The 26165-nt window shown below is 67.6% G+C and carries 17 protein-coding genes; 6 read left to right on the top strand and 11 right to left on the bottom strand.

The features are described from left to right. Nucleotides 1-167 precede the first annotated feature (167 nt). The 5 genes from C6570_RS10880 to argH all read right to left on the bottom strand — a co-directional run bounded on the left by C6570_RS10880 (nucleotide 168) and on the right by argH (nucleotide 10615). Nucleotides 168-6188, bottom strand: coding sequence for an alpha-2-macroglobulin family protein (locus C6570_RS10880; RefSeq protein WP_425437871.1), 6021 nt, complete (start codon nucleotides 6186-6188; stop codon nucleotides 168-170). A 160-nt stretch (nucleotides 6189-6348) separates the two neighbouring features. Next, a complete protein-coding gene (locus C6570_RS10885) occupies nucleotides 6349-7779 on the bottom strand; it encodes a DUF2142 domain-containing protein (RefSeq protein WP_106703222.1) in 1431 nt (476 codons plus the stop codon). A 16-nt stretch (nucleotides 7780-7795) separates the two neighbouring features. Continuing rightward, the gene (locus C6570_RS10890; protein WP_106703223.1) at nucleotides 7796-8149 is read right to left on the bottom strand and encodes a DMT family transporter; all 354 of its coding nucleotides are present in this window, start codon (nucleotides 8147-8149) and stop codon (nucleotides 7796-7798) included. 1 nt (nucleotide 8150) lies between these two features. After that, nucleotides 8151-9134 (bottom strand): glycosyltransferase family 2 protein, encoded by a 984-nt coding sequence (locus C6570_RS10895; RefSeq protein ID WP_106703224.1) that lies wholly within the window; start codon nucleotides 9132-9134, stop codon nucleotides 8151-8153. A gap of 41 nt (nucleotides 9135-9175) precedes the next feature. Further along, a complete protein-coding gene (argH, locus tag C6570_RS10900; protein ID WP_106703225.1) occupies nucleotides 9176-10615 on the bottom strand; it encodes an argininosuccinate lyase in 1440 nt (479 codons plus the stop codon). Nucleotides 10616-10747: 132 nt separating this feature from the next. Between argH and C6570_RS10905 the strand changes: the two genes are divergently transcribed. The 6 genes from C6570_RS10905 (at nucleotide 10748) to C6570_RS10930 (ending at nucleotide 17148) form a co-directional block, all read left to right on the top strand. Further along, nucleotides 10748-11809 (top strand): sensor histidine kinase, encoded by a 1062-nt coding sequence (locus C6570_RS10905; protein WP_106703226.1) that lies wholly within the window; start codon nucleotides 10748-10750, stop codon nucleotides 11807-11809. 132 nt (nucleotides 11810-11941) lie between these two features. Then, entirely contained in the window at nucleotides 11942-12694 is a 753-nt protein-coding gene (locus C6570_RS10910; protein ID WP_245896167.1) for a LytR/AlgR family response regulator transcription factor, read from the top strand. A 186-nt stretch (nucleotides 12695-12880) separates the two neighbouring features. Continuing rightward, nucleotides 12881-13801, top strand: coding sequence for a hydroxymethylbilane synthase (gene hemC / locus C6570_RS10915; RefSeq protein WP_106703227.1), 921 nt, complete (start codon nucleotides 12881-12883; stop codon nucleotides 13799-13801). Next, complete coding sequence (locus C6570_RS10920) at nucleotides 13798-14658, top strand: uroporphyrinogen-III synthase (protein ID WP_425437872.1); 861 nt, start codon at nucleotides 13798-13800, stop codon at nucleotides 14656-14658. Before hemC ends, C6570_RS10920 begins: the two co-directional genes overlap by 4 nt. Nucleotides 14659-14860: 202 nt before the next feature. After that, on the top strand, nucleotides 14861-15862 hold the full coding sequence (locus C6570_RS10925; protein ID WP_425437928.1) for a uroporphyrinogen-III C-methyltransferase: 1002 nt from the start codon (nucleotides 14861-14863) through the stop codon (nucleotides 15860-15862). Nucleotides 15863-15867: 5 nt separating this feature from the next. Continuing rightward, nucleotides 15868-17148, top strand: coding sequence for a heme biosynthesis protein HemY (locus C6570_RS10930; protein WP_106703230.1), 1281 nt, complete (start codon nucleotides 15868-15870; stop codon nucleotides 17146-17148). 203 nt (nucleotides 17149-17351) lie between these two features. On the opposite strand, the gene C6570_RS10935 is transcribed toward C6570_RS10930, so the two are convergent. The 6 genes from C6570_RS10935 to C6570_RS10960 all read right to left on the bottom strand — a co-directional run bounded on the left by C6570_RS10935 (nucleotide 17352) and on the right by C6570_RS10960 (nucleotide 25784). Next, entirely contained in the window at nucleotides 17352-18206 is an 855-nt protein-coding gene (locus C6570_RS10935) for a hypothetical protein (protein ID WP_106703231.1), read from the bottom strand. Nucleotides 18207-18453: 247 nt separating this feature from the next. Beyond that, nucleotides 18454-20058 carry an alkyl hydroperoxide reductase subunit F gene (gene ahpF, locus C6570_RS10940; protein WP_106703232.1) on the bottom strand — a complete coding sequence of 535 codons (1605 nt, stop codon included), beginning with the start codon at nucleotides 20056-20058 and terminating at the stop codon, nucleotides 18454-18456. A gap of 183 nt (nucleotides 20059-20241) precedes the next feature. After that, nucleotides 20242-20814 (bottom strand): alkyl hydroperoxide reductase subunit C, encoded by a 573-nt coding sequence (gene ahpC, locus C6570_RS10945; RefSeq protein ID WP_106703233.1) that lies wholly within the window; start codon nucleotides 20812-20814, stop codon nucleotides 20242-20244. Nucleotides 20815-21158: 344 nt separating this feature from the next. Further along, nucleotides 21159-21623, bottom strand: a complete 465-nt coding sequence (locus C6570_RS10950) for a bactofilin family protein (protein WP_106703234.1) — start codon at nucleotides 21621-21623, stop codon at nucleotides 21159-21161. Nucleotides 21624-21643: 20 nt separating this feature from the next. Then, nucleotides 21644-22543 carry a M23 family metallopeptidase gene (locus C6570_RS10955; RefSeq protein WP_106703235.1) on the bottom strand — a complete coding sequence of 300 codons (900 nt, stop codon included), beginning with the start codon at nucleotides 22541-22543 and terminating at the stop codon, nucleotides 21644-21646. A gap of 277 nt (nucleotides 22544-22820) precedes the next feature. After that, the gene (locus C6570_RS10960) at nucleotides 22821-25784 is read right to left on the bottom strand and encodes an Rne/Rng family ribonuclease (protein ID WP_106703236.1); all 2964 of its coding nucleotides are present in this window, start codon (nucleotides 25782-25784) and stop codon (nucleotides 22821-22823) included. Nucleotides 25785-26165: the final 381 nt, after the last annotated feature.

Raw genomic sequence — 26165 nt, forward strand, 5'->3', positions numbered from 1 at the left:
GCATGGGGCACCCGCGCGCGCTGCTGCCCGTCACACTCGCCATCTATCCACTGCCTGGCGGACGCGGCGGACGCGGCGGACGCGGCGGGCGCGTAGACCGTGGCGTGCGCCTTGCGCCCTGCCTGCGTGCGGGCGCGCGGCACGAACGCAAGGGCGCAAGGACGCCGTCACGGCGCCTGCACAGCCAGCCGCGCGTTGGGCGCCTCGCCATACATCTCGGGCGCGTACAGCGCTTCGACCCGCGTGGGCGGCAGCTGGAAGGTGCCGGCGTTGTTCAGGCGCACGGTGTATTCCAGCTTGGCCGTGCCCTTGGGCAGGTACTGGTAGTAGGCGCGGTAGGCCTCGAAGCTGCGTTCCTCATACACCGGGTGGGTGCCACGGCCGATTTTTTCGCCCAGCGTCGCCAGGGTCGAATCGCGCCCCAGTCCGCTTCCCAGGATGGTGGCGCCGGTCGGCACCGGGTCGCTCACGGCCACCCAGCTCATGTCGCTCGCGCCGGTGATGTCCAGCGTCACGCGCAGCACGTCGCCGCGCGAATACTGGCCCTGTGGCAGCTGCTTGTCGGCCTGCTCGACCGGGGTGATGGTCTTCTTGATCTGATAGCCGGCCGAGAAGGGCGCGGTCAGCGGCACGGCGGCGAGCGACTGCAGCGTGAGCCAGGGCTTGCCGGTGCCGCTGTGCGTGACCGACAGGTTGGCATCGCCCGCGCCCGGGCCCGGGGCAGGCCAGGGCAGCAGGGCGGTGTTGTGGGTCAGCGCGCCGGGCGCCGCGGGCGCGCCGAGCGCGCTGGCCGCGTGCGGCTGGCCTTGCGCGTCGGCGGCGCTGCGGCGCACCACCTTGGCCCAGTCGATCTCGGCGCTGGCGCCGCCCAGCGTGGCCTGCGTGGTGCCGCTGACCGGCTCCGATTCGTACTGGCGCGAGAACTGCTGCAGCGCCAGCCCGCCCCACAGGTTGGCCGTGGTGGTGTTCCAGGCGCCACCTTGCTGGCGCGCGATGAAGCCGGTGACCAGCCGCGGCAGGTCGTCCTTCCAGGCGGGCTTGTCCACCACCGTCAGCAGCAGGCGCGCGGCGTTGACGTCGCCGCCCGCCATCAGCCACCACCATTGGTCGTCCTTCTCGGTGCTGAAGACCATGCGCGTGCCTTGCACCGTGAGTCGCGCGCGCAGGATCTGCTCTGCTTGTGATAGCTGCTCGCGCTGGTTGGGTATGCCCTGCAGCCGGTTCAGGATGTTGATCCAGTCGATCAGCGCGCTGGTGGGCCACTGGTTGGGCGCGATGGTCAGGCTGGTCAGCATGGCCGGGCGCGCGGCGCCGTAGCGGGCCAGGGCCTCGATGGCGGCCAGCTTGCGCACGTCCAGGTCTTCGCGGGGCGACCAGTGCTTGCGTTCCACCCGCCCTTCGACGAAGGCGGTCAGCCCGGCGATCATCGGTGCGCGCACCGCATCGGGCAGGGCGTAGGCCTTGTTCAGGCGCGCGGCCTCGTGCGTGGCGGCCAGCAGCCAGGCGGTGAGCGTGTCGCTGCCCTGGTGGGTTTCGCCGCCGCGCGGCGGGAAGTAATAGGCCAGGCCGTCTTCGTCCAGGTAGCCCGGCATTTGCGCCACCGTGCGCTGCCACAGCGCGTCGTCGCCCAGGCCGATGGCCTTGCTGGTGGTTTGCTCCAGGCAGTTGTAGGGGTAGCGGGCAAACCAGTCGCGCACGCCCGGCAGGCCCTCGGCCAGCTTGGGCTGCAGGGCCAGCTGCACGCCGCCGCGCTTGGCGCCGCTGGCGGGCAGGGCATCGGCCGGGGGCGACACGGCCAGCGAGTAGGGTGCGGCCAGCTGCACCAGCGTGGCCTGGCGCACCGTCAGCGGCACGGCGGGCACGATGCGCTGGCTGAGCTTGATGGCGTCGCTGGCACCGCCGGCGCTGCCGCCAGAGACGTCGCGCGCCTGCACTTCCCACAGCAGCGCATCGACGCGGCCGGTGGCGGCCTGTTCGGGCGCGGTCACGTCCCATTGCACTTCGCGCGCCTCACCGGCGGGGATGTCCAGCGTCTGCGCGGGCAGCGTCAGCAGCGTGGCGCGCGGGGTGACTTCCACCTTCATCGGCTTGGCCGTGGTGTTGCGCAGGGTGAGCTGCGCGCGGTATTGGTCGCCTTCGCGCACCAGCGGCGGCAAGCCGCTGATGATCTGCAGGTCTTGCGAGGTTTGCACGCTGGTCTGGCCGGTGCCGAACAGGCCCAGGCCTTCATCCGCCACGGCGACGATCTGGAAGGTGGTCAGCGCGTCGTTCAGCGGCACATCGACCACGGCGCGGCCTTGCGCGTCCAGCTGCACGCGCGGCTGCCACAGCAGCAGGGTGTCGAACAGCTCGCGCGTGGGGCTGCGCCCGCCGCCGTCGCCGCCCGTGGGCACGGCCTTGCGGCCGTAGTGGCGCCGGCCAATGATTTCCATCTGCGCGGTGGCGGTTTCCACGCCCCAGGCGCGGCGCTGCATCATGGCTTCGAGCAGGTTCCAGCTGCGGTTGGGCATCAGCTCCAGCAGGGCCTGGTCGACCGCGGCCAGGGCCACTTCGGCGCCTGCAGCGGGCTGGCCGTCCGGGCGCTGCACGGTGATGGTCACGCGCGCCTTGCCACGCACGGGGTAGCGTTCGTGGTCGGCCTTCACCTCTACCGCCAATTGGTGTGCAGCCATGCCCACGCTGATTTCCGCCATGCCCAGGCGGAAGGCGGGCTTGCTCAGGTCAACCAGCGCGGTGGGCGCCTCGTAGTCCTTGCTGTCGGTCCAGAAAGCCTGCCACCACGCGCGGGGCGACTTGTAGCCCCAGGTGAAAAAGCTGTACCAGGGCACGTCGTACAGGCGCCCGCGCAGCGCCAGCACGCTGACGTACACGTTGGGGCCCCAGGCCGGGTCGATCTTCAGGCTGACGGTGGGGTCGTCGCCGCGCAGTTCCACCACCTCGGTGTGCAGGATGCCTTCGCGCTCGACGGCGACCAGCGCGGTGGCTTGCCGGAAGGGCATGCGCACCTGAAAGCGCGCGGTTTCGCCGGGCTCGTACACCTTTTTCTCTGGCAGCAGATCCATGCGGTCGTTGTTGTCGCCGCCAAACCAGATCTCGCCCTGGCGCGTCACCCAGACGGACGTGGCCGCCTGCGCCGTGTGCGCCTGCGCGTCGCGCGCGGTGACGATCAGCTCCACCTCGCCGGGCTGGCCCAGCTTGGCGTCGCAGTTCAGCAGGCCGTGGGCGTCGCTGGTGCCGGTGCAGACGGTGCCCAGGTCCTTGGTCTCGGTGCGGCTGTCGTAGGTGTAGAAGCCGCCCACCATGCGCTTGCGGCTGGTGGTGGTGATGCGCGCCACGGCCTTCACGTCCAGCGCCACGCCGGCGCGCGGCTGGCCCTGCAAGTCGAGCGCCAGCGCCTGCAGGCGCACCGCCTTGTCGGTGGACACCCAGCTTTCCGCCTTGATGCCAGGCACCACCGCCGCCGGCCACAGGGTGCGGCTGCCGCGCAGGGTCTGGATTTCGCCATTGGGGTCGGCAAAGGTGGCTTCAAACAGCAGCTCGCGCGGGCGGGGAGAGGGTTTGATGCTATCAATTGTCAACTGCCCCTGGCCGTTGCGATCCAGCGTCAGGGGCAGCTTGTCGGCAACCACCTGCTGGTCTTCGTGCGCGGTGGCTTCTTCCTCGCCGTCGCCACCGCCCGCCTGGGGGCTGTCCGCCGCGCGCGGTGGGTCGAAATGGAAGTCGTCGTAGTGCTTGAAGGCCAGGGCTTTGTTGCGGGTGAGGGCCGAGACGCGCACCGGCAGCGCGCCGGCCGGCCCGCCCGACACGTAGTTGACCTGCACCTGCGTGGGCACCGACGTGGCGGCGACCAGCGGGTCTTTGGACTGCGGGCCCACGTTGCCCTGCAGCACCGGCAGCCGGAATTCCTCCACGCGGAACTGCCCGGTGGTGATCTCGGTGGTGCCCGCCTCTTCGCCGCCGCTGGCCGGCGCCGTGGTGCGCAGCGCGATCTGGTAGACCCCCAGCTTGGCCACCGAAGGCACGGCAAAAGTGCTTTCGGCGCTGCGCCCGCCACTGGCGGTTTTGCGCCAGGTCAGCGGCTGGGTGTATTCCTGCCCGCTGCCAACGTGTGTGATGACCAGCGTGCCGGGGTTCGTCTTGGGCAGGCCGAAGCCGGCGCCGGTTTCGCTGCGCAGGATGTGCTTCATCGACACGGTTTCACCCGCGCGCAGCAGGGTGCGGTCCAACACCGAATGGGCGCGCACGCTGGGCAGGACATCGCGGCTGGTGGGCACGTTGAAGCGCCAGGGCTCGATGCCGCGCTGCCACGACGACCAGGTGAAGGCCATGTCGGGCGCGCCCTGATTGTCGGCGCGCGCGCTGACGAAATACGCCTGTTGGAAGTCGCCCAAGTAGTCGTCTTCGCCCGCGCAATTCGGCGCCTGCGCGGGAATGCCCTTGAAGCGGGCGATACCCTGCGCATCCGTGGTGGCCTGCGCCACTTCCTTGCCCTGGCAGGTGGACACGCGCACCACGGCGCCGGGCACGGGCTTGCCCGTGTCCAGCGTGGTCACCCAGGCCAGCGCGTTTTCACGCCCCAGCTTGAAATGCACGCCCAGGTTGGTCACCAGGGCCGAACTGCGCACGTACATCGTGCGCTGGCCGCCCAGCTTGGGGTCGAGCAGCGACTGGCCCAGGCGCGGCGACGCCACTTCCAGCACGTGAAACCCGGGGGTAAGGGGAATGCCCACCACCTCGAAGGGCCGCTCGGCCCCCGCCGGCGCGGGCGGCACGTTCAGGCGCTGCACGTCGGCCATGCCTTGCAGCAGCGATATGCCGCGCGCGTCCACGTAGTCCTTGGTGGCGTCGTCAAAGGGCTTGGGCAGCGGCTGGCGCACGTCGCGCGCGGCCAGCTTGCGCGACACCATGGTCTGGTCGAACCGCTGCACGCGGGTGAACCAGGCGATGATGTCCGCATCGGTTTGCGGCTGCACGCGGCCGATGTGCAGCGCTTGCGCGGCCAGGGCTGGTTCGACATAGCGCAGCGTCATCGGCATCAGCGGCGTGCTGTCCTTGCCTTCGGCAAAGCGTTCGACGATGCCGAACGGCGCGGCGGCAAACTTGGCCAGCGGCGGCAGCGGCGCGGTCGCCAGCGTCAGCGGAAAACTGGCGGCGTTGGCCAGCGGGCGGCCGCTGGCGTCTTTCAGGTCGGGCGGCACCGTCAGCTTGAGGGCCGTGCGCTCAGGCAGCGGGGCGGGAAAGCGCACGCTGTCGAGCAGCGCGTCGTCGTCCTGACCGTCTTCGAACACCGGGCGGTATTCGGTCTTGTCGGCGCGCAGGCGCACCTCGGCGGCCAGGCGCCGGGGCACGGGTGCGCTGAATTTCAGCTCGATCGGGCGGATCGGCATGCACGCGGCCTGCGCGTTTTCGCGCTCGCAGCCCATGCTGGCGGTGAAGGGCTCGCGCACCTGGAAGGCAAAGCGCTTTTCCACGTTGTTCACGATGCCGCTGGGCGTGGCCACGCCCTTGCCAAACACCACTTGCACGCGGCTGGCGGAGGTCAGGCGGCGGTTGCACGCGAAGGTGACGTAACGGCCAGGCGCCTTGTCGGCCTCGGCCTGCATGTTCAGCGCCTTCAAAAGCGCGGTGCGCGGCTCGCCCGCGATCAGCCGCACCGGCACGCGCTCGCCCAGGCCGTCTACCTGGCACCACAGATTGGCCTGCACGCTCTCGTTGGTGGCCGCGCCGTTCAGCCGCAGCACGAAGCTCTGGTCTTCTTCAATGTGCTGCCCGGTAGAGGGCGTGATGCGCTGTGCAAAAGGCCCGCCAGTATGAAATTGATAGCTGGTGGCGCTGGTCAGTGCTGCGCCAGAGGCCGATTTGAACCCTGGGACGGCGGTGGCACGGCAGCGCACACCCGGCGGCAGGTCGGCCGCAAAGTCGTACACCCATTCGCGTGCACTGGTCCAGCGCGCCTGGCCGCGCGAGGCCTCGGCGTTGTCACAAGTGACGGTGAAAGGCGCCGCAGCGGCGGGGTCGCCGAAGCGCACCACGTCTTCGTTGAACTTGGCGACGACCTGGCGAACGTTGGTGACTTCCCCCTGGGGCGAGAAGGACGTGGCGGTGAAGGCCGATGCCGAAGTCACGCCCAGCAACCATGCCGCAGCAATGCCAACGGTGCGCCGGCTTGAGATGAAGGTCCGAATCAAGCAAGCACTCCTCAGATGGACGGAAGCCGCCACGCGTTGTCAGCACGCGTTGGCGATGGAAATGGGGGCAGGGTGGGCGGCGCTAGGCGGGCTTAGACGCACAGGCTGTGGAGCGTCTTGGCCCGACGCAGTCCACTTTCATGCCGCATGGGGCTCAATACTATCCGAACAGTGATGTCCCGAAGTACCGCATCAAAAGCTCAACCAAACAATAAACCGAGTAGGGAATGAAGAGCGTCAGCAGCGCCAGCTCAATCGTTTTGTATTGGCGTATTCCCGCTGTGACAGGCCCCAAAGAAAAGGCCGCCAGAATGGCCACGGGAATCAGGTATCGCCCTTGAATGCCGTCAATCAACAGCGTAGGGTAATCGTTGAAGCCGACCGCTAAGGCGAAATACGCGATGAATACGCTGCACACCGCCATCACCAGGCCGCTGGCACGAACAATGTTGAATTTTTTAAGCCATGGAAGGCCGATCCATATCGTCGCTATGGCACCGGCAATCAGGAAGCGATAGATATTCGTCGTCTTGGTGCGAGACAAGGGAGCGTCCGACCAACCCAGCAAGCCGACAAATCCCTGGCGGACAAATTTTACGAGAGGCTCAAAATGCCAGGTTCGCCATAGGGCAGCAAAGAACTCGCCGGGATGGCTCAGGTACAGCAGGATGATTTCTTTGGTCGAATGCTGCCGTTTCAGGAATGTTTGCCCCGAAATACTGGCGGCATACGCCTGCCATCCAAGAACGCAAACCACCAACGCTGCGAGCGCGGCCAACCGACGCCAGTTGAAGCGGTGGTACAGCAGGGACAGCGGAATCATCAAGGTGGTGATAAGGTGAGTCCGCGTCGTGCATAGAACGAACACAATGGCGTAGATAAGCACCTCGTCGCGCAACCGGTGGCCGTCTGGCGAGCGAAACAGCTTGACCCACAGGCCGAGCAAAAGCATAAGCAAGGCCGTAGTCAGGCCGTCCACAGTGGGGGCAAGCCACTGAAAGAGAGACATCGGCGTTAACAGCAGCATCAAGACCAGCGCGTTGGGGCGCCATAAGCTGCAGGCATAAAACGCAAGGGTAATCGCGAGGCTGACAACGAGTGCCCGCGTAAACTGGTAGCTCGCCATCAGATTCAGGTTGAGTTGCCTGGAAACCCAGAGCCCGGCAGCGTGTGGAACGTAGATGACGGGGGTGTAATAGCCCGTCCCGCCGGAGTTGGCTAACTTCAGACCCCCTGACCAATCGTGTTTTTCTGCGAACTCGGCTACGGTTCGGCGCAGCACGAAATTTACGTGCTCCGTTCCATAAAACGGCCGTGACCGCGCGCCGTATTCTGCGAAATCAGCGAAATCCCTGCTGACGAACCCACTGTCGCGAATATGCGGATGGGTCGATGGCTGCAGCATGACCTGGCCGTTGGCCAGCATGGCGGCCCTCAGCAGGTGAACGTTTTCGTCGGGCGATTGAAAGGGTGGAATCAACCGGGTGAACAAGGTCGCGCACAGCATGGCGACAACCCACCACAAGACCAATTGACGCAGGCCGCGCGTGCTCAGCGAAGTAGGCGACGCCTCTGGCAATCCATTCCTCATCCAATAAATGCTCTATTCATTTTCCGCTCGTGAAAATGACCAGCAGACCCGCGATGAGCAGTGCGGTGCCCAGGTAAAAGCCCTTTGGAAACTGCTCGCCAAAAATAAAATGGCTGGCCAGTGGCACCAGCACAAACGCCAGCGCCATTACCGGATAAATCTTACCCAGGTCCGCGTAGCGCAAAATTAGCACCCAACCGATGGAGGTAATGCCATACAGCGCAATGGTGGCGGTGAACCAGGCCAGCGGCGCCAAGCTGAAGATAGTGCCAGCAGTGTTGATGGCGTTGGCCGTCAGCTTGAACATCAGTTGGCCTGCTGCGATACCCAGTACGCAGATCAGCCCCAGCAGGTAGATTGAAAGACTCATCTCAAATGGGTTTTTTGCGAATCGTGAAGGATCGAAAGACCGGTTTCTGGGGCTGGTTGGCAATGTCAGCGCCCAGAAAAGCCAGTAAAAACTGGACGCCCAGAATCAACGGCAAGGCGGAAAGCATCACGGTACCGGCGGTGGCGGCAACCCCAGTTTCCATGACGTGCCACCACCGGTAGGCGCCAAAAATCAGGCCAAAAATACTTAAACACAGGCCCAGCGGCAACTCGAACGACGCCAGTGAAAGGTCGCGCAAGTAATAGTTATAGAAAATCCGCTTGAAGGTGTTGCGAACGTGCTTGGATAGAAACTCCGGAAGAACTTTCGTGATTCTCAAGTTGCTTTCTTCGTCGCCATAGAAAGCATCCATGGGCACATCGACTACGACGGCGCGCAGCGTATTGAGCCGAAACAGCATGTCGGTCTCGAAAAAGTAGCGCTTGCTGATCTGATCCATTGGCAAATGGCTGGCAACGCGCGTCTGGATGGCGGTGTAGCCGTTGGTCGGGTCAAACAGGCCCCAATAGCCGGTGGAAACCTTGCTCATGAACGAGAGCACCGCATTGCCGAAGAGGCGAATGGCCGGCATCTGGTGGATTTCATCCAGGTGGAAGAACCGGTTGCCCTTGGCATAGTCCGCATCGCCGGACAGCAGTGGCGCGACGAACTGCGGCAACAGCGCCGGGTCCATCTGCCCGTCACCGTCGATCTTGACGACGATGTCCTGGCCGTCCTCGATGGCCGCCAGGTAGCCGGTCATCACGGCGCCGCCGACACCCTGGTTTTCAGCGTGGTACAGCACGCGCACCCTGGGGTCGGTGCATTGGGACGCAACCCATTGGCCGGACTGTTCCGGGCAACAGTCGTCCACTACGTAGATGACAGCGACTTCGGGACCAATGCGGCTCAGGACACCCAGGATGTGCGCGCGGACGCGAAAACTGGGGATGACGACGGAGATCCTGGAATCTTGGAAATGCATTGCTCAATGGCCAAAGGTTGCTGCGCTGTGGACCGGGCAGTTCAGGGCCGGGCCAGGCGAGCGCGTTGCGCCTCGATCTGGCGGGCCACCTGCGTGGGCGCGGTGCCGCCCAAGGTGTTGCGCGCTTCCAGGCTGCCCCGCAGCGAAAGCACCTGGTACACGTCTTGCGCAATGGCGGGATGAAAGCCTTGCAGCACGTCCAGCGGCAGTTCGGAAAGGTCGCACCCCTGCGCCTGCGCGGCCTTCACCGCGTGGGCCACGGTTTCATGCGCATCGCGGAAGGGCAGGCCTTTTTTGACGAGGTAATCGGCCAGGTCGGTCGCCGTGGCGTAGCCCTTTTGGGCGGCAGCCTGCATGGCGGGCGCGTTGACGGTGATGCCACCTTCCTTGGCGCCGGTGGCGGGGTTGGTCTGGCCGCCGATCATCTCGACAAAGATGCGCAGCGTGTCGCGCAGCGTGTCCACGGTGTCGAACAGCGGCTCTTTGTCTTCCTGGTTGTCTTTGTTGTAGGCCAGCGGCTGGCCTTTCATCAGAGTGATCAGGCCCATCAGGTGGCCGACCACGCGGCCGGTCTTGCCGCGCGCGAGTTCGGGCACGTCGGGGTTTTTCTTCTGCGGCATGATCGAGCTGCCGGTGGTGAAGCGATCGGCGATGCGGATGAAGGCGAAGTTCTGGCTCATCCACAGGATGAGTTCTTCGCTCAATCGGCTGATGTGCACCATCACCAGGGCGCTGGCAGCTGCGAATTCAATAGCAAAATCGCGGTCGCTGACGGCGTCCAGGCTGTTCTGGCAGACGCCTTCCATGCCCAGGGTTTTGGCGACGCGCTCGCGGTCCAGCGGGTAGGTGGTGCCGGCCAGCGCGGCGCTGCCCAGGGGCAGCTGGTTCACGCGACGGCGCACGTCCTGCATGCGCTGCTCGTCGCGGCTGAACATTTCCACGTAGGCCAGCAGGTGGTGCGCAAAGCTCACGGGCTGCGCCACCTGTAGGTGGGTGAAGCCGGGCAGGATCACGTCGACGTTTTTCTCGGCCACATCGACCAGCGCCAGCTGCAGCTCACGCAGCAGCCCGATCAGCAAGTCGATCTCGCCGCGCAGCCACAGGCGGATGTCGGTGGCGACCTGGTCGTTGCGGCTGCGGCCGGTGTGCAGGCGCTTGCCGGCGTCGCCCACCAGCTGCGTCAGGCGCGCCTCGATGTTCAGGTGCACGTCTTCGAGGGCCAGCTTCCATTCGAACCGGCCATCGGCGATTTCTTGCCGGATCTGCGCCATGCCGCGCTGGATGTCTGCCAAGTCTGCGGGGCTGATGATGCCCTGCGCGGCCAGCATGTCGGCGTGCGCCAGGCTGCCCGTGATGTCGGCGTCGGCCAGGCGCTTGTCGAAAAACACGCTGGCCGTGTAGCGCTGCACCAGCTCGCTCATGGGTTCGGAGAACAGGGCAGACCAGGCTTCGGTTTTCTTGTCGAATTGATTGGTGGACATGCGTCGGGAAATTGGATTGGGGCGTATGCGCCGGGGGTAGCTACGAGGGGCTCGTCTGGATCGACGGACGGCTCGCGCGGGCTGACCAGCGCACGCCGCAGGCCCCTACACTGGGGCGCCACGGACAGGCCCATGGACGATTCTCAAATTCTATCGACCTTCATCGAGCGCAAGTTACCGCGCCGCGCCCCCGCGCCGCCTGGGCCGGTGCTGGTGTTTGACGCATGTCAGGTCGGCGTGGTGTTGCGGGCCGTGTTGTTCGTCGAAGTGGTGGCGGCGGTGGCCGTGATGTACTTCGCCGAAAGCCTGATCGACTGGGCCACGCGCCTGTCGGTGATGACGGCCGGGGTCTTGCCAGCCACCTTGCTGTGGCTGATCGTGGCCTGCGCTTTGAAGCGGCCGCTGGCCCGGCTGGGCGAGGGCCTGCAGATCACCGCCGGCATTGCCTTGGGCGCGTTGGCCGGGCTGTATGCGTGCGGAATGCTGACATTGCTCAACCTGGCGCCCACGCCGCCGTGGGTGGCCAGTGCCTTCACGGGTGCGCTGCTGGCGGCCGGGCTGGTGGCGGGGCTGGTGTGGCGCGTGCGGGGGCGCACGCCGGCGGCCACCACGGCGCGGCTGGCCGAGCTGCAGTCGCGCATTCGCCCGCACTTCCTGTTCAACACGCTCAATTCGGCCATCGCCCTGGTGCGCGCCGAGCCGGCCAAGGCCGAGCGCGTGCTGGAAGACCTGTCCGATCTGTTTCGCCACGCGCTGGCCGATCAGGAAGACAGCTCCACCATCGGGCAAGAGATCGACCTGGCGCGCGGCTACCTCGAGATCGAACAGGTGCGCTTTGGCCGCCGCCTGCGGGTGGAATGGTCGCTGGACGAGCGCGTGAACGAGGCGCGCCTGCCGCCACTCATCTTGCAGCCGCTGGTCGAAAACGCCGTCAAGCACGGGGTTGAGCCCAGCGCGCGCGGCGCGCAGCTGCGCGTGTCCACCCAGCTGCGCGGGCCGGTGGCGCTCATCAAGGTGACCAACACCGTGCCCGCGGGTCAGGGCCAGCGCGGGCATGGCATTGCGCTGGCCAACGTGCGGTCGCGGTTGCGCTTGTTACATGATCTGCACGGCAGTTTCCGCACTGCATTGGTTGACGGCGTGTACCAGGCCCGTATCGAGGTGCCCATGCCAGAGAAAGCCACACGCGCGTGAAAGCCTTCACACCTTGGCGCACGCCGCCTTCCGCCGTCGGCCACGCCCGCGCCCATGGCCGCCGCGCCGGTGCAGACTTGCCGTTGCGCCCAATTGGGCAAGCCCTTCAACTTTGACCGCAGTGCCGCTGAGATGACCGCCCCCCTGAACGTGCTGATCGTGGACGACGAGCCGCTGGCCCGCTCGCGCCTGCGCACGCTGCTGGGCGATTGCCAACAACCGGCCGCCGTGGCCGCGGGCGAGGCCGGCGACGCCAACGAGGCCATGGCCTTGGCGCGCCGCCAGCCGTTCGACGTGGTGCTGCTGGACATCCACATGCCCGGCACCGACGGCATTGCGCTGGCGCAGGCGCTGGCGCAGCTGCCCCAGCCGCCGGCGGTGGTCTTTGTCACCGCGCACGCCGAGCACGCCGTGAAGGCCTTCGAGCTGGACGCGGCCGACTACCTCACCAAGCCCGTTCGGCGCGAGCGCCTGCAGGCCGCGCTTCAAAAAGCAGAGCGCCTGACGCAAATCAACACAGCGCCAGCGCCTGATTTGGCTGAACAATGGCTGCTGATCAGCGAGCGTGGGCGCACCGTGCGCGTGCCCGTCAGCGAAGTGCTCTACCTGAAGGCCGAGCTGAAATACATCACCGTGCGCACCGCCCAGGCCACGCACGTGCTGGACGACAGCCTGGCGCAACTCGAAGGGCGCCTGCCCCCGCGCTTCGTGCGCATCCACCGCAACGCGCTCGTCGCGCGCGACGCCATCCGCGCCCTGGTGCGCCAGCACGAGCCGGACGAGGGCGACGGCTGGGCCGTGCGCCTGGCGGGCATCGACGAGCTGCTGCCCGTGTCGCGCCGCCAGGTGGCCGCGCTGCGCGAAGCGCTGGCCAGTTGCTCTTGAAAGCGTAGCTGCTGGCGCACTGTGGGCGGGCGCTGGCACCGCATTAAGCAATGAATTGGGTGGTAAGGCGCCACCTCCGATGGCGCCGAACCGGCCACGCGCATTGCCCTGGCGCAACCCCCTTGGCCCCCACGCGGCAGTACCATCGCCTGTTCCGTGTGAACCTGTCGAAAAAGCTAGCCCGCCATGCCCTTGATGCTGACCATCGCCACCCGTGAAAGCCGCCTTGCCCTGTGGCAGGCCGAGCACGTCCAGCAGTTGCTGACGGTGCACGGCCACCGCGTCGATCTGCTGGGCATGACCACGCGCGGCGACCAGATCCTGGACCGCACCCTCAGCAAAGTGGGCGGCAAGGGCCTGTTTGTCAAAGAGCTGGAAACCGCGCTGGCCGAAGGCCGCGCCCAGCTGGCTGTGCATTCGCTCAAAGACGTGCCGATGGAGCTGCCAGAGGGCTTCGCGCTCGCCTGCGTGATGGCGCGCGAAGACCCGCGCGACGCCTGGGTGTCGCCCCAATGCGCCAGCCTGGCCGATCTGTCGGCCGGTGCCGTGGTGGGCACTTCCAGCCTGCGGCGCACGGTGCTGCTGCGCCACACGCTATCAGAAATGAAGCGCGACGATGTGCGCATCGAGCCGCTGCGCGGCAACCTGGACACGCGCCTGCGCAAGCTGGACGAAGGGCAATACGCCGGTATCGTGCTGGCGGCGGCGGGCTTGAAGCGCCTGGGCCTGGGCCAGCGCATTCGCCACATCTTCAGCACCGACGAAATGCTGCCCGCTGCTGGGCAGGGCGCGCTGGGCATCGAGATTCGCGCCGACCGCGCCGATGTGGCCGAAGCCCTGGCGCCCCTGGTCGACCAGGCCAGCTGGCTCGCCGTGGCGGCCGAGCGCGCCGTCAGCCGCGCCATGGGCGGCAGCTGCTCCATGCCCCTGGCCGCACACGCCACGCTGCAGGGCGACCGGCTGCATTTGCGCGGTGCCTGGGGCGACCCGGAAGGCGCGCCGCAACTGGTGCGCGCCGAAGCCGAAGGCCCCGTCGCCACGCTGGCCGATGCCGAAGCGCTGGGCCAGCGCGTGGCCGAAGCGCTGGGCGCAGGCGGGGCGCATTGACCGGCTCTGCGTCCACCAGGCAGGGCGGCGCCTCGCCCTCGCATACGCCTGGGCAAGCGCCCGCCCACGCCCCGGTGCTGGTCACGCGGCCCCAGCCCGAAGCCGACCGCTGGGTGCGCGCGCTGGCCGATCACGGCATCGTCGCGCAGGCCTTGCCTTTGATCGAGATTGCGCCCATCAGCAGTTCGCCCGCCTTGCAGCGCGCCCAGGCGGCGCTGGCCAGCTGGGACGTGGCGATGTTCGTCAGCCCCAACGCCGTGCGCATGTTTTTTGAACTAGATCAGCCGCTAGCGCAGGCTTCACCAGCGCTGGCAGCTATCACAACCAGAGCATGGTCGCCGGGCCCCGGCACCACCACCGCTCTGATCGAAGCGGGCTGGCCGGCCGATCGCATCGACGCGCCCGCGGCCGACGCGCCGCAGTTCGATTCCGAAGCGCTGTGGGCGCAGGTGGGCCCGCAGGTGCGCACCGGGCTGCGCGCGCTGATCGTGCGCGGCGGCGACGGCAATGCCGAGCCTGCCGGGCGCGACTGGCTGGCTGCGCGCCTGTTGGCCGCCGGTTCTGCGCTGGACCAAGTCGCGGCCTACCAGCGCGTTGCGCCCACGCCCGATGCGGCCTGGCGCGCCCGCGCCCAGCAGGCCGCCAGCGACGGCAGCGTGTGGCTTTTCAGCAGTTCGCAGGCCGTGGGCCATCTTCAGCAATGCCTGCCGGGGCAGGGCTGGCAGCGCGCCCACGCCATCGCCACGCACCCGCGCATCGCCGAAGCCGCCCTCGCCGCCGGGTTTGGCGCGGTGCATGGCGCCCGCCCCACGCTGGAGGCGGTGGCCTCCTCGATAAAATCGCTGCATGACGCCTGATTCCGACAAGCCCACGCCGTCCCCGGGGCTGCCAGCGGCGCCAGAAGCGGGCGGCGCCGTTGTCGCCGCACCCCAGGCGCCGACCGAGCCGGCGGGCGCCGCTGACCGAGCCGCCGATCGCACAGCTGATCGGCCCGCTGGCCGCCCCGATATCCCCGCCGCAAGCTCGCCGGCGCACACCGCCCCACCACACCGCCTGGGCATGCAGCCCGCCATGATCGCCGGCTGGTCGGTGGCGCTGGTGGCGCTCACCGTGTCGATCCTGCTGTGGCAGCGCGTCAGCGGCATGCAGGAGACGCTGGCCCGCCAGAACGCCGAATCCGGCAAGCAGGCGGCTGAGGCGCGCGCCGTGGCCCGCCAGGCAGACGATGCCGTGCGCGATGCCGCCGCTCGCCTGGCCGCGCTGGACGCGCGCATGGCCGACATGGCCGGCTATCGCAGCCAGCTGCAAGAGCTGGCGCAAAGCGCCTCGCGCGCCCGCGACGAAAACCTGGCGGTGGATCTGGAAGCCGCCCTGCGCCTGGCGCAAGACCAATCCCAGCTGACGGGCAGCACCGCGCCGCTGCTGGCCGCGCTGCGCACCGCCGACCGCCGCCTGGGTCGCTCGCAAGACCCGCGCCTGGGCGTGGCCGCGCGCGCCGTGGCGCGCGACCTGGAGCGGGTGAAAACCGCCACCGTCACCGACACCGCGGGGCTGCTGGGCCGCATCGACCAGTTGCTGCGGCAGGTGGACGACCTGCCCGTGGCCAACGACGTGGGGCGCGCCAGCGTCGCCAGCCGCCAGCGCGAGGCCGCCGCGGCCGAGCCGGCAAATTGGTGGGGTCGCACCTGGGCCGCCTTTCGCGCCGAGGCCGAGAGCCTGCTGCGCGTCAGCCGCGTCGAGCGGCCCGAGGCGACCATGCTCACCCCCGATCAGGCCTTTTTTGTGCGCGAAAACCTCAAGCTGCGCCTGCAAGGGGCGCGCCTGGGCTTTTTGGCGCGCCAGTACGAGGCCGCGCGCAGCGACCTGTCGGCGGCCAGCACGGCGCTGGGCACCTGGTTCGACCCGGCTTCGCGTCGCACGCAGACGGCCGCCACCCTGCTGCAAGAGGCGATGGCGCAAAGCAAGTCGGCCGACCTGCCGCGCGTCGAAGATTCGCTGGTGGCCTTGGGCAACGCCGCCTCGGGCCCTGGCAGCAGCGTCGGCAACGGACGGAGCAACTGACCGCCATGCGCGTTGCTCTGTGGTTCATGGGTTTGTTTGGCGCAGCCGTGGCGCTGGCGCTGTTTGCGGGCGAAAACGAGGGCACCGTCACCGTCTTCTGGCCGCCGCACCGGGTGGACATGTCGGTCAACCTCGTGCTGCTGTTGCTGCTGGCAGCCTTTGCGCTGCTGTATTTCGGCCTGCGCGCGTTCGCGGCGATGGTCGAATTGCCCCGTCAGGCGCGGCGCTGGCGCTCGCAGCAGCGTGAGCGCGCCGCCCACGCCTCGATGATGGACGCCATGGCGCAGTACAGCGCCGGGCGCTACCTGCGCGCTCGCAAATCGGCTGAAGCCGTGCTGGCGCGCGAGCAGGCCCTGCGTGAGTCGGGCGACACCTTGCCGCACCGCGCCAGCCTGCGCACGCTGGCGCACCTCACGGTGGCCGAAAGCGCCCACGCCCTGCAGGACCAGGCCACGCGCGACACGCACCTGGCGTTGGCACTCGACCGCGCCGCCGCCCCCGGCGCCGCGCCCGAGCTGCGCGAAGGCGTGCTGCTGCGCGCCGCGCGCTGGGCCCTCAACGACCGCGACCCCGGCGCCGCCATGGCCCGCCTGGACGAACTGCCCGCCGGCGCCAACCGCCGCACCGCCGCGCTGCGCGTCAAGCTGAAGGCGGCCCGCCTGTCCGGCCGCGAGCGCGAGGCGTTGGACACGGCCCGCCTGCTGGCCAAGCACGGCGCTTTTTCGCCCGCCGCGGCGGCCACGCTGGTGCGCGGCCTGGCGGGCGACCAGATCGCCCAGGCCCGCGACGCGGCCGAGCTGAGCGCGATCTGGTCATCGCTCGACGCGGGCGACCGCGCCATGCCCGAGCTGGCCTTGCGCGCTGCGCAGCGCATGCTGGCGCTGGGCGGTGACCAGGCGGTGCTGCGCGAATGGCTGCGGCCCGTGTGGGGCGAGATGCTGGCCCACCCCGAGAGCCTGGCGCCCGCCCAGCGGGTGCGCATGGCGCGCGTGCTGGAAGCCGGCATGGCGCCCAACGGCAGCACGGACGACCCCGAATGGCTGGCCCGCGTGGAAGCCGCCCAGCAGGCGCACCCGCGCGACCCGGTCTTGCAGTACCTGGCCGGCATGGCGTGCATGCACCGTGGCCTGTGGGGCAGGGCGCAGCTGCTGCTGACCCAGGCCGCACGCGGCTTGCAAGATGCCGGCCTGCGGGGTGGCGCTTGGCGTGCCCTGGCGCAATTGGCGGAGCAGCGCGGCGACGAAGCCGCAGCGGCACAAGCCTGGCGCGCAGCCGCGCTGGCCTGACTTGCTATTGAAGTCGTAGCTGCTGGCGCCCGCTGCGCCTGCGCCAGGACGCTAAATTCATCTAAATCAGTGGTCGCGGCATGACCGCACTCAACCACCATGCTGGTGGCCCGCGGCCGGGCCTCTGACATACGTGCGCGTGCCGCTTGGGCGCAAAAAAAGCCACCGTACGGGTGGCCTTTTTTTTCGGGTCAAGGGGCTTCTCAGCCGGCGTCGCGCTTCGCTTGGTGGCGTGCGTGCTGCGCACGCTGCGCGGCGTGGATCTTCTTGTTCACCGGCTTGGCCTTGAGCGGGTTGGCGCGCAAAGCCTTGGCGGGTACGTCGGTTGACGCCTTGCCCTGTGCCAGCGCGTTCGCCCCGGAAGCGGCGCGCACGCTGGGCGCGCGCTTGCCCGGTGCGGCGTCGGCAGGGGCCGAAGCCTTGGCCTTGGCGCGGGTGGCACCGCGCACCGCTTTGACCAGGCCTTGCACATCGGCCGTGGCCGCGCCTTTGCTCGACTTGGGCTTGGCCTTGGCCGGTGCCGCAGCTGGGGCAGCAGCGGCTTTCTTGGTGGATGCAGGCGCCTTCTTGGAGGCGGTCTGGCGGCTGGCCACGACGGCGGCGGCTTCATCGGCGGCAGCCTGCTTCTTGCGTGCCAGCTGGCGTGAAGACGTGGCGCCCGCGCGCATGGGCAGATCGGCGCCTTGGCCAGCAGCGCGCGGCTTCTTGGCGGTGGCCGCTTTCTTGGCGGGCGTGGCGGCTTTGGCGGGGGCGGCGCTCAGCTTGGCGTGTTGCGCCTCAAAACGTTCCAGCACTTCGGCCAGGATGTCGGCCTTGACGCTGGTGCGCTCGTTGTCGCCGCCCGTGGCCTTGCGTTGACCGGCGGGGCGCTCACGCGTCTGCACGGTCTGGCGGCGGTACAGGTCGCGGTACTTGTCGCGAAGGGCGCGCGCGCGGGTGACCTTGCCGTCCAGCTGGCGCACGGTGAACCCCTTGATAGCAGGCACGCGACTGAGTTCAAACAGCGCCAGTTCGGGCTGCGTCAGAAGGGGGCGGACTTGTCTCAAGGTATAGCTCATCGAAACTCCTGGGATATCGGTGTGGACGTGAACGCAGGCCTCGCGCCGCGCCGCCAGGGCGCTGTGCAAGGCCTTGCACAAGCGTCATAGGGTAAGCGAAGAAAGCAGCTGCGCTTGTCAGACTAGGCCCCGGCCCGCGCCAGGACAAGCGATCACGCTCTTACTGCGGTAGCGCGCAGCCGCTCGCGCACTTCAAAAAAAAGGCCACGCAAAAGCGTGGCCTTGGCGCAATGTCAGCCGCGGACGATCAGGCAGCCACTGTCTCGGCGGCTGCAGGCGCACTGGCGGCCGGCGCAGGCGTGCGGATCAGGTAGTCGAACGCGCTCAGCGCGGCGGTTGAACCCGAGCCGGCCGCCACCACGATCTGCTTGTACGGCACCGTGGTGCAGTCGCCGGCCGCGAACACACCCGGCACGCTGGTGGTGCCTTTGGCGTCGATCACGATCTCGCCGAACTTGCTGCGCTCCACCGTCGTGCCCAGCCATTCGGTGTTGGGCACCAGGCCGATCTGCACGAATACGCCTTCCAGCGGCACCTGGGTCAGCGTGCCTTTTTCGCGGCATTTGAAGTCCAGCGAGCTGACTTTGCCGTCTGTGCCGTGGATCTCTGTGGTCTGCTTGTTGGTGTGCACCGTCACGTTGGGCAGGCTGTGCAGCTTTTTGACCAGCACCTGGTCGGCCTTCAGCTCGGGCATGAACTCGACCACGTGCACGTGCTTGACCACGCCAGCCAGGTCAATAGCCGCTTCCACGCCGGAGTTGCCGCCGCCGATCACCGCCACGTCCTTGCCCTTGAACAAGGGGCCGTCGCAGTGCGGGCAGTAGGCCACGCCCTTGGTCTTGTATTCCTGCTCGCCCGGCACGTTCACGTTGCGCCAGCGCGCGCCGGTGGCCAGGATCACGGTGCGGCTCTTCAGCGTGCCGCCGTTGTCCAGCTTCACGGTGATCAGGCCGCCCGGCTGCGCCGCGGGCACCAGTTCGGCCACGCGCTGGGTGTTCATGATGTCCACCTCGTAGTTGCGCACGTGCTGCTCCAGCGCGGCGGCGTAGTGGGGGCCGTCGGTTTCGGGCACGCCGGGGTAGTTGGCGATTTCCATCGTGTCGTTCACCTGGCCGCCAAAGCGCTCGGCCACCACGCCGGTGCGAATGCCTTTGCGTGCCGCGTAGATGGCCGCTGCGGCGCCAGCAGGGCCACCGCCGACGATCAGCACTTCATAGGGCGCCTTGGCGCTCAGCTTCTCGGCGTCGCGCTTGGCGGCGCCCGTGTCCACTTTTTGCACGATCTCTTCGACGCTCATGCGCCCGTTGGCGAAGAATTCGCCGTTCAGGTACACGGTGGGCACGCCCATGATCTCGCGCTCTTCGATTTCCTTCTGGAACATGCCGCCGTCGATGACCGTCGTCTTGACGCGCGGGTTATAGATGGCCATCAGCGACAGCGCCTGCACCACGTCTGGGCAGTTGTGGCACGACAGGCTCATGTAGATCTCGAAGTTGAGGTCTGCGTCGAGGTTCTGGATCTGCTCCAGCACGTCGGCCTCCACTTTGGGCGGGTGGCCGCCCGTCCACAGCAGCGCCAGGATCAGCGATGTGAACTCATGCCCCAGCGGAATCGCGGCAAAGCGCAGCTTCATGTCGCTGCCCACGCGGTTCAGGCTGAAGGAGGGCACGCGCGCGTCCTGCCCGTCGGTGCGCAGGGTGATCTTGTCGGGGCGCATGCCGGCAATTTCTTGCAGCAGTTCGCGCATTTCGGTGGACTTGGCGTCCGTGCCCAGCGTGGCCACCATCTCGAACGGTTGCTGCACGCGCTCCAGATAGGCGGCAAGTTGTTGCTTGATGTCGTCGTCCAACATGGTGGATACTCCTTATTTGATAGCTGCCGGCGCTGGTGTGTAGTGCGCTGGGGGCTGATTCACTTCAAAAAACGCAGGCTAAAAAAAGACCGGACAGCAGGGCACGCAAGGCCCTGTCGCCGTCCGGTCGGTGGGCGCCAGCCGAAGCGGGCGCGCCAAGGGGCCTAATGGGCCTTAGAGACCTTAGATCTTGCCAACCAGGTCGATGGAGGGCTTGAGGGTTTTCTCGCCTTCTTTCCACTTGGCGGGGCAAACTTCGCCAGGGTGGGCAGCGGTGTACTGGGCAGCTTTGAGCTTGCGCAGGGTTTCGGTCACGTCGCGGGCGATTTCGTTGGAATGCACTTCCATGGTCTTGATCGTGCCGCTGGGGTCGATCACGAAGGTGCCGCGCAGCGCCAAGCCCTCTTCAGGGATGTGCACGCCGAAGTTGTTGGTCAACTGGTGCGTGGGGTCGCCCACCAGGAAAAACTTGGCCTTGCCGACCGCCTCTGACGTTTCGTGCCACACCTTGTGGCTGAAGTGCGTGTCGGTGGTGACGACGAATACTTCGGCATTGGCCTTCTGGAATTCGGCGTAGTGGTCGGCCGCGTCTTCGATCTCGGTCGGGCAGTTGAAGGTGAAGGCCGCGGGCATGAAGATCACGACGGACCATTTCTTGCCGTCAGAGAGATTCTTCTCGGTCACTTCTTCGAACTTGCCATCGTGGAAAGCCTGGGTTTTGAACGGCAGGACCTTGGTATTGATGAGGGATGACATTGAGGGTTCTCCTTGGTTGATGAAAATCGTTGCGATGGGTGAATATTAGATCAAAACTATTGATCTTGCTAATTCATTTTAACTAATCTATGATTAGGGGTTGGCTATGAAGCCACCCAAACTGCCGGCGCCGCAGCGCCGACAACCGGTCAGCTTACATCGAATTGATGACGCGCCACGGCGCCCGCGTACCGCGCGCGGGTATCCAGCGCCGAGAAGGCAGCCCGCGTAAGGAGCTGGTTCTGCCAACTGTGTGGTTGGGTTACGGCACGCGGAAAGCCACGCCTGTAGAAGCGCGACAAAGCGACGCGAATGCGCGTTGGGCGCCCGTGCGGAGCGTTGCCTCAGCCCTTGGCGGCGCGGCCTGCAGCCGGCTCTGCGGCCGCTGCGGCGCCTGGCGCGGCGAAGGGCACCACGGTGGCGCCGTCGTCCTTCATGCTGACGCTGCCGTGGTAGCGCGCGCCCGGGTCCACCTGCAGGGATTCGGTGGTGATGTTGCCGTGGATGTTGGCCGTGGCCTGCAGGTGCAGGCGCTGGGCGAACACGTTGCCCTCCAGCCGGCCCAGCACCAGCAAGTCGGCGGCGTGCACATCGCCCTTGACCACGCCGGTTTCCCCGATGATGGCGCGTCCTTCGGCGCGCAGCGTGCCCTGGATGTGGCCATCGACCTTGATCGAGTTCTGCGTGGTCAGATCACCTTCCAGCGTGCATTGCTGGGCGATCAGCGTATCGATCTGTTTGGAGGATGCGCCCGCCTGGGCGGCGTGGGCGACGGCGGGGGTGGACTTGTCTTTGCCAGAGCCGAACATGGAAAACTCGCTTTCGTCGGTCAGGGAGCGCTGGGGGCGGGCGCGCCAAGCGCCAGGAAGGATTGCGGGTCCAGCCGCTGGCCGCGCCACTGCACCTCATAGTGCAGGTGCGGGCCAGTGGAGCGCCCAGTGGAGCCCAGCAGGCCCACCGTGTCGCCGGGTTGCAGGGACTGGCCCAACTGCACGTCCACCCGCGACAGGTGCGCGTACACGGTGCTGTAGCCAAAGCCATGGCTCACGGTGACGGAATTGCCGTAGCCGCCCTGGCGCCCGGCCTGCGTGACCTTGCCGCGCGCAGTGGCATGAACGGCCTCGCCCGTGGTGCCTTTGAAATCCAGCCCGCCGTGCGATTCATTGCCGCGCCCGGTGAAGGGGTTGGGTCGGCCGCCGAACTGCGAGCTGAGCGCGCCGTCGTGCGGCAGCCCCAGCGGCACCGATTGCAAGGTTTGCAGCAGGTCGCCCGCATCGCGTGCAAAGCTACCGGTGAAAGGCACGGGCCGCGCGACGGACATCAGCGGGCCGCCGGCAGCGGGGTTGGGCTGGCCGGTGGCGGGTGCTGCCGACACGGGCTTGACGTTGACGCCGCGGGCGCCGAGGTAGGCCTGCAGCTCGCTGATCATCTGCTCGGATTTTTTCAGCGCGCTCAGCTTGGCATTGATCTCGGCCGAGGTGAAGTTGCGCAAATCGTCCACCTGCGCACGCAGGCCGGCGATTTCCTGGCGGCGGGCGTCCAGTTCGCTGCGGCTTTCGGCGCGTGCGACGACGTAATGGGTGCCCACGGTGGCCAGGCCAAGCGTCAGCAACACGGCGGCGCCGGACAGGCCGATCAGCGCGGGCTTGAGCCAACGCAGCGCCCGGGCATCGACTTGCAGCGAGCGGGTTTCGGTGTCGGTGACGATCAGTACCGTGCAGCGGGTCATCGGGATGCGGGGAGGGCGTGGCGCTCAGCCACGGGCTGCATCGGCCCGGCCGGCGCATGTTGCGCCGCCAGCGCACGTGCGCGAAGAAAGGCAAGAAGCGTCAAGCCTAACGGATTTGCCGCTATTTGTGTAGAGGCGTGACATTCTCTGCCTGAGGTAACGCCGGGCGCGTACACGCGGCGCTGCGCGGCTTTTGCGCGTGCCGACGGAGAGTTTCGCGAACCATAAAAAAGCGGGCCCCGTCGCCGGGGCCCGCTGTGGTCACGCAGCGCGCGGATTAATGCGGCGCGGCGTTGCCTTCTTGCTCGAACGCCAGGCGGACGTCGCGCAGATCCTTGCGCGTTTCCACCAGCACCAATGGGCCTTCGTCCAGCACCACCTGGGCGGGGCGCTCACGCGGAACGTGGATCGGGCGCGGTTCGGCGGCGATGGCAGCCCGGACGGCGGCGACTTTGTCGGCGTCCGAGTTCACCCACTGCAGACCGGCCACTTGGGCCACCTCGGCCAACTCAGCCGCGGGCAGGGTGAAGGGCTGAACCTTCGGCATGCCCTGCGGCACAGGCGCCGCAGCAGGCGCAGCCACGGGGGCAGGTGCAGGCGTGGGGCGCGACGGCGCCGCGGCGCGGGGCGCGGCCTCACGTGGGGCCACGGGTGCGCTGTGAGCGGCGGCGCTTTCCACATCCATTGCAGCCAGTGCAGCCGTCACAGGGGCGGCGGCAATGGGCGACGCATGGGCGACGGGCGCCGACGCATCCTGCGCCTCGGCGGCGCGGGCAAAGTACGAGCGCGGCGCGGCTTGCGGCGCGGCCGCGTCCGAGGGCGCGCTGGCTTCTGCCACGTTCGCCGTCGATGCTGCGGGTGCTGCAGATGCTGCGTCAAAGCCTTCGGGCGCGCGTTCGCGGCGCTCACGGCCTCCACGTTCGCCGCGCTCGCGGGGGCGTCGCTCGCGGCGTTCTGCGTTGCCGGTGTCCAGCTCGCCTTGTGGGCGTTCCGCAGCGACATCGCTGCCGGACATGGCGGTCACGTCCTGAGCTGCGTCCTGCGGGCTGCGCTCGCGGCGGCCCTCGCCACGACCACGGCGTCCGTCGCCGCGTTCGCCGCGCTCACCACGGTCCGTGCGCGGGGCGCGGGGCGCGTTGGTGTCGGCCACGCTGTCGATTTCGCTCACGGCTTTGGGGCTGAAGTCTTCGCCTTGCACTGCCGGCTGGCCGTCGCGGCGCGGGCGGTCGGTGCGTTCGCCGCGCTCTGTGCGCTCGCCTTGGCGGCGGCCGCCGTCGCGCCCACCATTGGCATTGCGGCCCTCGGCGGAGGATTCACTGCGGCGGGCGCCGTCGGCGCCTTGGCCTCGGCCCTCACCACCACGGCCTTCGCCGCCTCGGCCACCACGGCCGCCACGGCCACCGCGTCGGTCACCGTTGCGTGCTTCGGTCTTCTCGGGCGATGCAGCTTGCGGTGCAGGTGCGGGCGTGGCCACCACTGGCGCTGGCGCGGTCGCGCCGCCGAAGAAGCTCTTGAGCCAGCCCATCAGCCCGGCGGGTGCTGGCGTTGGGGCGACGATCGGCGCGGGCGCCGGACGGGGTGCCACCTGGGCGGGCGCCACGGCGGCAGGCTCGGGCTTGGCCACGGGTTGCGGGGCGGGGCTGTCGCGCAGCACGCCCTTGATCACCGGCTGCTGGCGGTTGGTCGGCTCCTGGCTGCGGCGGGTGACAGTGGTCGGGTCCTCGAATTCCTCGGCCAGCTTGTAGCTGTTGTCGAGGTCGTCCAGGCGCGGGTCGTCGTGCTTCAGGCGTTCGAGCTTGTAGTGCGGCGTTTCCAGCGTTTTGTTGGGCACCAGTGTGACGTTGACGCGCTGCTTGAGCTCGATCTTGGCGATCTCGGGGCGCTTTTCATTCAGCAGGAAGCTGGCCACTTCCACCGGCACCTGCACGTTGACGGCGGCGGTGTTGTCCTTCATGCATTCTTCTTGAATGATGCGCAGGATCTGCAGCGCCGACGATTCGGTGTCGCGCACGTGGCCGGAGCCACCGCAACGCGGGCAGGGGATCGAGGCGCCTTCCGACAGCGCCGGCTTCAGGCGCTGGCGGCTCATCTCCAGCAGGCCGAACTTGCTGATCGAGCCAAATTGCACGCGCGCACGGTCTTGGCGCAACGCGTCGCGCAGGCGGTTTTCCACCTCGCGGCGGTTCTTCGCCTCTTCCATGTCGATGAAGTCGATCACGATCAGGCCGCCCAAGTCGCGCAGGCGCATCTGGCGGGCCACCTCGTCGGCGGCTTCCAGGTTGGTGCGGGTGGCGGTTTCTTCGATGTCGCCGCCCTTGATGGCGCGGGCCGAGTTCACGTCCACCGCGACCAGCGCTTCGGCGTGGTCGATCACGATGGCGCCGCCCGAAGGCAGCGTCACGGTGCGGCTGTAGGCCGATTCAATCTGGTGCTCGATCTGGAAGCGGCTGAACAGCGGCGCGTTGTCACGGTAGCGCTTCACGCGGTGCGCCTGTTCGGGCATCACGTGGCTCATGAACTGCTGCGCCTGGTCGTACACGTCGTCCGTGTCGATCAGGATGTCGCCGATGTCCGAATTGAAATAGTCGCGGATGGCGCGGATTACCAGGTTGCTTTCCTGGTAGATCAGGAAGGCGCCCTTGGCGCCCTTGGCGGCGCCGTCGATGGCTTCCCACAGCTTGAGCAGGTAGTTCAGATCCCACTGCAGCTCGGGCGCGGTGCGGCCAATGCCTGCCGTGCGGGCGATGATGCTCATCCCTTTCGGGTATTCGAGCTGGTCCATCGCCTCTTTCAACTCGGCGCGGTCCTCGCCCTCGATACGGCGGCTGACGCCACCGCCGCGCGGGTTGTTGGGCATCAGCACGACGTAACGGCCAGCCAGGCTGACGAAGGTGGTCAGCGCCGCGCCCTTGTTGCCGCGTTCTTCCTTTTCGACCTGGACGAGCAGTTCCTGCCCCTCGCGGATCACGTCGTTGATGCGCGCCTGGCTGACCGAAACCCCTTCGGCGAAATACTGGCGCGAAATCTCCTTGAACGGCAGGAAGCCGTGGCGCTCTTCGCCGTAATCCACGAAACAGGCTTCCAGCGACGGCTCGACGCGCGTCACCACCGCCTTGTAGATATTGCCCTTGCGCTGCTCGCGCCCTTCAATCTCGATCTCGTAATCGAGCAGTTTCTGTCCATCGACGATCGCCAGGCGGCGCTCTTCGGCCTGCGTGGCGTTGATCAGCATCCGTTTCATGATGCGTTTCCTTTTTGCAATCTCTTTCACAGCCCCGACGAACGGGGCCCGAGATGCCGGGGACGGCGCGACGATACCGAAGGAAACTGCCGGGGCGCGAGACGGTTGGATTTCAGTGCGCAGGGCAGGGAAATCCGGGCCGCTGAAACTGGGGGCTTCAGCGGCCTGTATCAGGCGGGGGCGCGTGGAAGGCGGCGAGGGTGGCCGGTGGCGGAAGCAGTGAAAACGCTATGAAATGCGTAGCTGCTTGCGCTGGTTGGGCGCGGGCTGCAACCGAAAATGCGTCGAAATACGCGGGCCGCAGCCAGCGTACGAGCATTGTCAGAATGGCCATCAGCACCGGGGTTCTCGCTTCGATCCGATCGACAGGCCTGCCACGCG

Source organism: Ottowia oryzae (assembly GCF_003008535.1).
In the GTDB taxonomy this organism is placed as follows: Bacteria; Pseudomonadota; Gammaproteobacteria; order Burkholderiales; family Burkholderiaceae_C; genus Ottowia; species Ottowia oryzae.

Excerpts from the sequence above, each read along its gene's own strand:
- C6570_RS10905 (WP_106703226.1), top strand. The coding sequence starts at position 10,748 with ATGGACGATTCTCAAATTCTATCGACCTTCATCGAGCGCAAGTTACCG.
- hemC (WP_106703227.1), top strand. The coding sequence starts at position 12,881 with ATGCCCTTGATGCTGACCATCGCCACCCGTGAAAGCCGCCTTGCCCTG.
- C6570_RS10960 (WP_106703236.1), bottom strand. The coding sequence starts at position 25,784 with ATGAAACGGATGCTGATCAACGCCACGCAGGCCGAAGAGCGCCGCCTG.
- C6570_RS10935 (WP_106703231.1), bottom strand. The coding sequence starts at position 18,206 with ATGAGCTATACCTTGAGACAAGTCCGCCCCCTTCTGACGCAGCCCGAA.
- argH (WP_106703225.1), bottom strand. The coding sequence starts at position 10,615 with ATGTCCACCAATCAATTCGACAAGAAAACCGAAGCCTGGTCTGCCCTG.
- C6570_RS10910 (WP_245896167.1), top strand. The coding sequence starts at position 11,942 with ATGACCGCCCCCCTGAACGTGCTGATCGTGGACGACGAGCCGCTGGCC.
- C6570_RS10895 (WP_106703224.1), bottom strand. The coding sequence starts at position 9,134 with ATGCATTTCCAAGATTCCAGGATCTCCGTCGTCATCCCCAGTTTTCGC.
- C6570_RS10950 (WP_106703234.1), bottom strand. The coding sequence starts at position 21,623 with ATGTTCGGCTCTGGCAAAGACAAGTCCACCCCCGCCGTCGCCCACGCC.
- C6570_RS10885 (WP_106703222.1), bottom strand. The coding sequence starts at position 7,779 with ATGAGGAATGGATTGCCAGAGGCGTCGCCTACTTCGCTGAGCACGCGC.
- C6570_RS10925 (WP_425437928.1), top strand. The coding sequence starts at position 14,861 with ATGCAGCCCGCCATGATCGCCGGCTGGTCGGTGGCGCTGGTGGCGCTC.
- C6570_RS10930 (WP_106703230.1), top strand. The coding sequence starts at position 15,868 with ATGCGCGTTGCTCTGTGGTTCATGGGTTTGTTTGGCGCAGCCGTGGCG.
- ahpC (WP_106703233.1), bottom strand. The coding sequence starts at position 20,814 with ATGTCATCCCTCATCAATACCAAGGTCCTGCCGTTCAAAACCCAGGCT.
- ahpF (WP_106703232.1), bottom strand. The coding sequence starts at position 20,058 with ATGTTGGACGACGACATCAAGCAACAACTTGCCGCCTATCTGGAGCGC.
- C6570_RS10955 (WP_106703235.1), bottom strand. The coding sequence starts at position 22,543 with ATGACCCGCTGCACGGTACTGATCGTCACCGACACCGAAACCCGCTCG.
- C6570_RS10890 (WP_106703223.1), bottom strand. The coding sequence starts at position 8,149 with ATGAGTCTTTCAATCTACCTGCTGGGGCTGATCTGCGTACTGGGTATC.